This is a genomic window from Streptomyces sp. NPDC006207 (genome assembly GCF_040613835.1).
GTDB lineage: Bacteria > Actinomycetota > Actinomycetes > Streptomycetales > Streptomycetaceae > Actinacidiphila.
Window position 1 is genome coordinate 1 of record NZ_JBEXSX010000147.1, and the last position, 2,634, is coordinate 2,634.

Annotated in this window: 1 protein-coding gene and 1 pseudogene; both read right to left on the minus strand. The window is 75.1% G+C overall.

Annotation, left to right across the window (positions count from 1 at the left end):
* A pseudogene (locus ABZ312_RS45045) lies at nucleotides 1-981 on the minus strand (hypothetical protein); the annotation flags it as partial.
* Nucleotide 982: 1 nt separating this feature from the next.
* Nucleotides 983-2,634: FtsX-like permease family protein (locus ABZ312_RS45050; protein ID WP_500440223.1), on the minus strand; the 1,652-nt coding region annotated here is incomplete at its 5' end.

The following is a 2,634-nucleotide window of genomic DNA, read 5'->3' on the forward strand; positions in this document are numbered from 1 at the left end:
CTCGGCGGCGAAGGGACCGAGGAGTTCACCCAGCCCCTGCTCCTCGACGTGCAGGCCGCGCTGCTTGGCCTGCAGATGTGCCCCGTCCGGTCCCGCCGTCAGCGCGGCGAGCCGGTCACGCAGCGCGGGGACGTCGCGCGCGGTGAGCTCGTCGACGTCGGCAGGGTGGTGCCAGTAGGCCAGCGCACCGTCCTGCAGACCGAGCAGGGACTTGGTGGCGTTCTCGTCGATGAGCGCGGTGAAACGCCAGTAGAACACGGGCGCCGGGTCGGAGCCCTCGCCCTTCACCGACACCAGCTTCGGTTTCCGCAGCTCGGGCTCCGCGTTCCAGTACGCGGTGCCGGGTGTCCGGGGCGTGACGATCCCGGTGACCCGGACGGTCATGACCGATCCGACCGAATCCCGCAGGTGGAACGCCGAACCGGTACGCAGTCCCATGACCTGCGCGGTGCGGTCGGTGATCACCGCTTCGACGCTGTGGGCGTCGGTGCCGGGGCGCGGCATGCGTCCCTTGAGGAGCCGGGTGTTCGCCGCCAGGTCCGGTTGGGCCACCAGGGCGCTCTCCGGATCGAGGCCCGAAGGCCGGGGCAGGGCAGGGTCGGTGGCGCCCGTGTCGGCGGAGCGCACCCCGTACACGGTCTGGTCCGGCTCCAGCGCCAGCGGGGGCAGGACGAGACGCCGGAACTCCTTCTCCGTCTCCTTCAGCGACCGCGGGGTGAGCAGTGCCTCGGGGCCGAAGGGGACGGACAGCCGTGAGACCTGGAGCGACATGGAGACGCTGCGGCCCTGCAGCGACGCGTGTGACACGGTGTCGCGCAGCGCGGTGTCCTCGTACCCGTCGACGGCCCGCGGCAGCGCGGCCGCCAGGAACGCCGTGACGAACACCAGCGCGGCCATGGCGAGCGTGCCGCCGGGGGCGGCGCTCAGCCGGGCGCGGATCCAGGAGACGTCACCGCTCCGCTGGGTACGGGGCTCGGCCACGTCATTCACCTCCTTGGCGCCGCAGCGCCTGGGCCGGGTCGGCGGACCGCCACGCCGTCAGCATGACGCCGAGCAGGGGCAGCACGGTGACGGCGATCAGCAGCACGACCAGCGGGCCGGACGGCAGCTCCACCCGGACCTCGGGGACCGGGCTGGCCGCGCGGGCCGTCAGGACGATCAGGGGGACGACCTGGCGGGTCAGCAGTCCGCCGAGTACGACGCCCACGCCCACCGCGACCAGGACCAGCAGGCCCTGCTCGGCGGCGATCACCCGGGCGAGCCAGCGGCGCGGGGTGCCCAGCGCCCGCAGCATCGCGAACTCCTGGGAGCGTTCGCGCAGCGCTCCGGCCGCCGCGACCACGTAGCCGAGCGCGGCCAGCACCACGGCGGTCACCACGGCGGCGGGCAGCGCGGACAGCGGCCCCGCGCCGAGCGGATCCCGCTGCAGCTCGGCTCGCTGCTCGTCGCGGACCAGGAGCGAGGTGATGTCGCCGCGGGTCTGCAGCGCCGAGGCGACGCGGGCGGCCGCGCCGGGCTCGGCCGCCAGCCACCACTCGCCGGGAACCAGGGAACCCTGGCCGGTTCCGTTCAGCAACGTGTTCGCCGAGCGCAGGTCCAGCAGCAGCGCCCCGCCGTCGGTGGCGGTGTCCCCGGGCGTGGCCGTGGGCAGGGCGCGTACGGCCGCGGTGACGCGGACCGGCACGGTCACGCCGGCCAGCTGGATCCGTACCGGGTCGCCCGCCTTCGCGTCGACCGCCCGCAGGAAGGAGTCGGTGGCGACACCCGCCAGCGCGGCCGGGGCCTTCGGCGCCGCGGTCACGATCACGGCCGCCTCGTCGAAGCCGCTCTGCACATAGCCCTCGAGGGGCATCTGCCCGGTGTCGTACTCGACGGTGAGCGGTGTGTCCTGGCCGGAACGCGGGGCGTCCGTCCGCGCGGCGACGTAGCCGCGCTCGCGGTCCTCGGTGAAGTCCCGGTTGCCCATGAGGGTGTGGGCCTTCCAGGAAGCGCCGGCCGGCACCGGGAAGGCGTGCGCGGAGCCGTCGTTGGTCACGGCCCGCAGCGCGGTGACGGACAGCCGGTGGTGCCCGGTCCGCCGGGGCAGGGAGAAGTCGGCCTTGATCCCGGTCAGGCGCAGCGGCCCGGCGTGGCCGGCGCCGGGGGCCCGGCCCGCCTCCGCGGCGAAGTCCGCCTCCAGGACGTGGGGTCGGCCGTCGGCGGGGACCTCGCCCAGGGGGATGGTGTAGGGCACGCCGTAGCGGTCCGTGAAGGTCGCCGAGAGCCGGTCGCCGACCCCGCTCGCGGTTGCGCGGCCCCGGGTGCCCAGGGCCTGCAGGCGGACGGTCAGGCGGAGTCGCGCCGAGGCGTCGGGCAGCGTGAACCCGGCGTCCCGCGAGGCGGCCTCCTCGGGGCGCAGGGAGCGCAGCAGGTCCTGGAAGGGCCGGTCGGCGAGGTCGTCGCGCAGGCCGGTCACCCCGGAGGCGCTGGTGGTGTCCAGTGCCAGCACCGTTGCCTCGCGGTTCCTGGGCAGCGGCACGGTGCTGCGGCTGGCCGGGGCCGCCGCGGCGATCCCGGGTATGTGGTCGTAGACGCCGCCCTGTCCGAACGCCGGGGTCGAAGTGCCGGTCACACGGACGTCGGCTCCCACCAAGA